At 41.5% G+C, this 6240-nt stretch carries 3 protein-coding genes and 3 pseudogenes; 3 read left to right on the forward strand and 3 right to left on the reverse strand.

Features of this window, described 5'->3' with window-relative positions; translation table 11 throughout:
- Window positions 1–423: 423 nt before the first annotated feature.
- Window positions 424–1419 carry a glycosyltransferase family 2 protein gene (locus tag AC0TWI_RS11510; RefSeq protein ID WP_488126495.1) on the forward strand — a complete coding sequence of 332 codons (996 nt, stop codon included), beginning with the start codon at window positions 424–426 and terminating at the stop codon, window positions 1417–1419.
- 400 nt (window positions 1420–1819) lie between these two features.
- Complete coding sequence (locus AC0TWI_RS11515) at window positions 1820–2020, forward strand: hypothetical protein (protein ID WP_488126497.1); 201 nt, start codon at window positions 1820–1822, stop codon at window positions 2018–2020.
- A gap of 138 nt (window positions 2021–2158) precedes the next feature.
- Here the strand turns inward: AC0TWI_RS11515 and AC0TWI_RS11520 are convergent.
- A pseudogene (locus AC0TWI_RS11520) lies at window positions 2159–2248 on the reverse strand (hypothetical protein); the annotation flags it as partial.
- A 545-nt stretch (window positions 2249–2793) separates the two neighbouring features.
- Between AC0TWI_RS11520 and AC0TWI_RS11525 the strand changes: the two are divergent.
- Window positions 2794–4533, forward strand: a complete 1740-nt coding sequence (locus AC0TWI_RS11525) for a phospho-sugar mutase (protein ID WP_488126496.1) — start codon at window positions 2794–2796, stop codon at window positions 4531–4533.
- Between the two features lie 418 nt (window positions 4534–4951).
- Here AC0TWI_RS11525 and istA read toward each other — a convergent pair.
- Window positions 4952–5835, reverse strand: a pseudogene (gene istA, locus AC0TWI_RS11530) (IS21 family transposase); the annotation flags it as partial.
- Window positions 5836–6136: 301 nt separating this feature from the next.
- Window positions 6137–6240, reverse strand: a pseudogene (locus tag AC0TWI_RS11535) (ATP-binding protein); the annotation flags it as partial.

Here is a 6240-nt window from a genome sequence, read left to right on the forward strand (position 1 = left end):
GAGAGTACCCTATGCGGATGGTGCAGGTATCAGAGTTGGAAATTGGCGGGACAGTAGTGGGGGAGGAAGCTAGGTTTATTATCCCCATCAAAATGATGAAGGTGAAGCATATAGAGCATGCCTATGAGTGCAGGTGCTGGAAGGGAGCTCCTTCTATCCAGCATACGGATACCTGGCCTATGACAACCTGGCCTATGACAGATTGGAAGGTGTCACAATCGTCAACTGTTGGGCGGTGTGCGCCGATATTGGCTGAAGGCGGACAGCAGGAACGACCGGATTGGCATGGACTATTGCGATAGGCTCTACGGCTGGAGAAGAAACTCGCAAAACTGTCTCTTGGTAAGCACAGGTTGTAAATATTTTTTGCCACCTAATCTGGCTCAAGCACAGATCCGATTTTTTATAGAGGAAGGTTAATTAATGGATTTTAAGATATCTGTTGCATTATGCACATATAACGGAAGTGCTCATATTGAACAACAACTCGATAGTATCCTTTGCCAAACAATACTTCCAGATGAAATAATTATATGCGATGATCAATCTACAGATGATACTGTAGAAAAAGTGAAAAGAAAACTTTCAAAGGCATCTCTTCATTGGGAAATAACTGTTAATAAGGACAATCTAGGGGTAGTAAAAAACTTTGAAAAAGCAATTGCTCAATGTAAGGGAGACATTATATTTACAGCTGATCAAGATGATGTCTGGTTGAAAGAGAAAATTGAGCGCATAATACATATGTTTCAAGTAAACGAAAATCTTAAAGTGGTGTTCACCGATGCGTACTTAGTAGACAATCAGTTAAATAAAACTGGTGTAAAACTATGGGATACGGTATACCCAGGAATTGCAAATCTACAATCTCGAAAGGACTTTCTGAGAATCATAGTTAAAAATAATATAATCACGGGAACCACAATGGCTTTTAGACGATCTTTAGTAGATCGGATTATGCCATTTAGTGAACATTGGTTACATGATTACTGGCTTGGAATTACAGGAACTTTAATTGGAGAGGTAAAGGCAATCAATGAACCATTAGTACTTTATAGGCAACATGAACTCAATGTTATTGGAGCGACTAGAAAATCATATATCGAGAAGATTAAGTTATATATAAAAAATTTCAAAAGGTTGGATGAAATTAGAACGGATCGAAATAATAAATTTGCGTCACTAGTATACTTTATTTCCAAATTCGATGAAAGAGTTATTAATAGTGATGATAAAACCTTAATTGAGCAAGGTTCTGCTTTTTGGGCACGACTACATAGTATGAATTCGATGAGTCGAAGAGAAAGTATTATGGTTATCATTTGCGAATACTTTCGTGGAAATTATAAGAGGTACTATACTGGTTATAGGGGTGCGATTCGTGATTTGATTTCAGTATGTATTAACAGTAAAAAGTAGTTTGTTAATGGAGGATTCTAACAGTCTATTTCTTGGTGTAAAAATAAACCATGCCAGTCAAGGCTACCGGGTTGCGATTTCTGGCCTGCTGGGCAGGATCGAAAGGAATGTCCGTCCTTTCAATATCTGACTTAGCAGGTATAGGAGGAACGCCCCATTTCTCTTATACTCATCCTTCAATCGTATGCCCGAATTAAAAAATAGACGTACCTCTCGATACCCTTGGAAAGAGCCGCATACCCTTGAGTTTTTCTTCGGTTATACGGCTGACTTATGGTTGACTGCACGTTGCCCGGATGAATTTCGCAAGGCATGCACTCATCCAGAATTTCAGAATTTTGGTGGAAACCAAGGTTGGGAAGATTCCGTAAGAGGCTTCTGGACGTAGGCATAGAAATCAATGCCGTTGCTTTTGGATGTTTCGGCCAAGCTCAAACAGACAGAATTGGCTTCCGCTCCTGATTCTTTGACGGAAAAGACCGGTTTTTCCGGACATTTCCAACCAGTCGCAATCGGCCGAATGGCGTTTTCGGCAGGGATTATTATTAAACGTAATCCGGCCGTCATGCAGGAATGCCCGAAGTCCATCCGCACGTTCTGACCCACTGTAGAAACTCTTCCACAATGGGTTATGAGTAGTTTTGACGCTTTTATCTGCGCAGACAGTTTGGGCGAACTTCCTCTCCATCCGTAGAGTCTGTCTATAGTCCACGTCAAGCCTCCCATTCCTGTTGTCCGCCTTCAGCCAATATCGTCGCACAACCGCCCAACAGTTTGCGAATTTGACACCTTCCAATTGATCATAGGCTGAGTATTCGTCACAGACCATCAATCCCTTTCCACATATCCGTTTTTCCACAGACAATGAAGATGGTTTCGACAGTAGTGTAATCGCGTCTCACAGATACCTCAACTCCCTCATGACCGTCTCAACGATGTGGCTTCTCTCATATCTAAAAAAGTACACCTCAGTGGTTGCCGTTTTGCTTTGGCAAAGGAAGGTAGGCGGGGAATAGGGGGAGAGACGGGGAAGAACTCTCCCTTACAGAATGGATGGTAATGGGGACGATGGTTCCCTTCTGTTTGGGAATGAAAAAGAACCTTCTCAAATTGGTAAGTTTATCTATTTTACCAATTTGAGGAAGTACTGCAGGCGAATATGCGTTTCTTGAATGCGGGCTTACTACAAAGCAACTGATTGATTTCTATATTGTTTGATGATATCTTACAGGACAAAATATACCTTGCTTTTTAGTAAAGCTCCAGCTGATTTTTCTATGTTGGGAACTCTGTGAGGTTAGCTAGTTGTTCCTTAAGTGCAATTGGCAAACTCCTCCGGAAGCTTTTCTTATTCTTTGAAAGGGTGATGTTTAAGTGAATGCAAAGGCGACCTACTCCGAGTGGGTACAGAAAGCATCAAATGCTGAATTAAGAGAAGAGTTAACCGCGATACTTTCAAATAAACTTGAAATAGAAGAACGGTTTTATCAGTATATAAATTTTGGTACAGCTGGTATGCGTGGTTTATTGGGGGCAGGTACAAACCGTATAAATATTTATACGATTCGACGTGTAGCAGAGGGGTTAGCTCGCTATGTTTCACAACAGGGAATAGAAGCGAAAGAACGAGGTGTCGTAATTGCCTTTGATACTCGCCATTTTTCGTATGAGTTTGCCTCTGAAACTGCTAGTGTTTTAGGAGCACATGGTATTCGTATATATATCTATAAAGAGGCGCGTCCAACACCCCAGTTATCCTTTACTGTACGAAAACTTAATGCATTTGCTGGGGTGGTCATTACAGCAAGTCATAACCCAAAAGAGTATAACGGATTTAAAGTATATGGTGAGGACGGAGCTCAGCTTCTTTCCACAGGGATAAGTGCAATATTAAAAAACATAGATGATATAGAAGATATTTTTTCTATTAAATTGGCAGAAGTAGAACTGCTTAAAGAACAGGGGCTTTTACAATGGCTTGCTGGGGAGTTAGATTCCGCATATATGGACAAGTTGGTAACCTTAAAGGATACAAATCATAAAAAAATGGATATGAAGATAGTCTATACATCATTACATGGTTCAGGTTTGATACCTATACGAGAAGGTCTCCGTGTGTTCGGCTTCACAAATGTGACGATTGTAGAAGAGCAAGCTGTACAGGACGGTGCTTTTCCGACAGTGCCCTATCCAAACCCAGAGGAAGCTGCTGCATTTTCATTTGCAATTAGGTTAGGCAAAAGTATTAATGCTGAGATTTTATTGGCAACGGATCCTGATGCAGATCGCCTAGGGGTTGGTGTTCGGGATGGTTTAGGATACCAGTTATTAACGGGAAACCAGATTGCAGCACTATTGCTGGATTACCTGCTTTTAACAAAGGAAAAAAGTGAGCTTTTACCGAGTAATGGTAAAATAGTCAAGACTATCGTTACCTCTGAAATTGGAGTTAAAATTGCCGAGAAATATGGAGTCGCTGTAGATAATACGTTAACGGGCTTTAAATATATCGCAGAAAAAATTGCAGAGTATGAAAAGACTGGAGAGCATACATATTTATTTGGTTATGAAGAAAGCTATGGTTATTTAATTGGAACGTTCTCCCGGGATAAAGATGCTGTGCAAATAGCATTGAAAGTGGCTGAAATGGCAGCATATTATGCAGGGAAAGGTTACACATTACTTGATAAACTAGAGCATCTTTATGAAGAATTTGGCTATTTTCAAGAAACACTTGTCTCTTTAGTCTTCAATGGTAAAAATGGGAAACTAGAAATGATGAAGGTTCTACAGCATTTACGTGCTGATATGCCTAAAGAGATTGCTGCCCAAGCTGTTACTCACGTGGAAGACTATCTAATAGGTAAGGCTCAATTTAGTAATGGTAGGACTGTGGAACTCTCATTACCGAAAGAGAATGTCCTAAAATTCTTTTTAGAGGATGGTACATGGATCGCAGTTCGCCCATCCGGCACAGAACCTAAGTGTAAATTTTATATAGGGGTTGTCGATACTAATATGGAGGCAGCACAACAAAAACTTGAGCAAATGAAAAAAGCTGTTCTTGGTATCGTAGAAAGGGCAAAATCAGATGAATATTCTCATACAAAGTGATGATAGTGCAGAGGTTTACGCTTTTTATTGAGGAAGTAGCTGGTATGTCAGCATTAAGCTAGAAAGTTTAACTAATTTAAAGTGTTTATTCCTGGCCCAGCTGGCAACAGGAAGATTCCCGCCTTTCTCTTCTCTTCCATGCAATCATCGCCAAACGTTTTGCCCCACTCGATGTAAGACTTAGTCGCTGTAATAATCATTGAGCCTTTCTAATAACGATTGGAAACAATCTGAAAGGACTCGTTGGCAAAGACATCAAAATCGAAGTAGCCCACTTTGTCCAGGATAATCAGATACGGTTTGTACAGCCGTTTGATTAAGGAGAGAAGCGTGTCTCTCTGGGACGCTCTCTGACATTTCTCGCTGAGCTCGTCAGCCGTCTAAAGCAATACCTTATATCCTTTTTTCGGAGTTCCCGCTGTTTCACCTGGTAAAGCGGTTTTGCATTCCAGGGCAGTAAAAGAGAGTGTTCTTCAGCGAAACGGTCACGGGGCGCCTGCTGGGTCGTTTGGTTTGCTTTTTGATGTACCGTTTCATCCAGCCACTCCAACACGGTCTGATTCAGCTCATCGAGCGTTTCAGGCAGTCGGCGCTGAAGAAAATTCGATTTTAAGTATGCCACGGCTTTCTCAATCTTTCCTTTTGTCTGCGCTCGGTAGGGCTTGCAGGCTTTCGGCACCACTCCGTAATAGGCGAGGAAATCCTCGAAACGCTTGTTGAACCGGATCTGCTTTGCACTATGTTTGGTGACGACGGTGCGCATATTATCATACAAGAGCTACTGGGGAATCCCCTTAAAATAGGCGAAGGCATTCATATGGCACTTCATTACTGTCTCTTGGGTCATATCCGTTGTAAACTCGATGTATCGCTTCCTCGAGTAACTCAGGATGATCAGAAAAGCGTATAGCGGTCGTTTGCGGCCGTCCACATAGAATTCTCCGATATCTTCTGCCCAGTCCACTTGCGCCTGCCTGCCCGGTGGTGTTTCATATCGAACGGTCGCCTGTTTCTTCGGTGCCGATCGATAGGGCTTCACGAACTGTTGCCTATATAGCCCTGTGCTTCGATCTCCTCAAACAGTACCACACAATTTGTTGTTCCCTCCTTGATGCTCTGCAGCAGATAAGGTTTGTAAGGATCCAGCTTGCTTTTTCGCTGCTTCCTCTTTTGCGGCGCAGGTGCCTTGTCCTGACTTAGATAATTTCGAATCGTCTTCCGGTCAAACCCTGTTTCCTCCGAGATGGCACTGATCGTCCATCCTTTTTGCTTCAATTCTTTAATCATGAAAAAATCCTCCATCAATAACGTCATTCCTACACTTCCAATCTATCTCATTCTGAAATTGATTATCCGTGATAACTGGGGAATTTTAAACCGCTATTAATGGGGATTTTAATACTGATACTATCACCTTAATAAGGAATAGCTTTTTATGATTGCAATTAAGAGGGTTGCGGTTAATCAACATTCCTCTGTATGTTTTTTGCAAGCGAAAAGTGCAAAGATTTGCAGCGATATATACATAGGCTTGCAGCCAAGGTTATTCCTTTATATTCCATCCCCCTGTTACCGTCAAGTAGTTTTGAACACTTTTTGCTAACTAGGATTGAACATGTTCTTCTCTGAATATGGTGCTTCTGTGTTTGATTCGATAACTGTCCTCATTCAGGTGGATTACTTCGACCCGATGAAGGAGTCTGTCCA

The organism is Lederbergia sp. B243.17 (assembly GCF_057657925.1).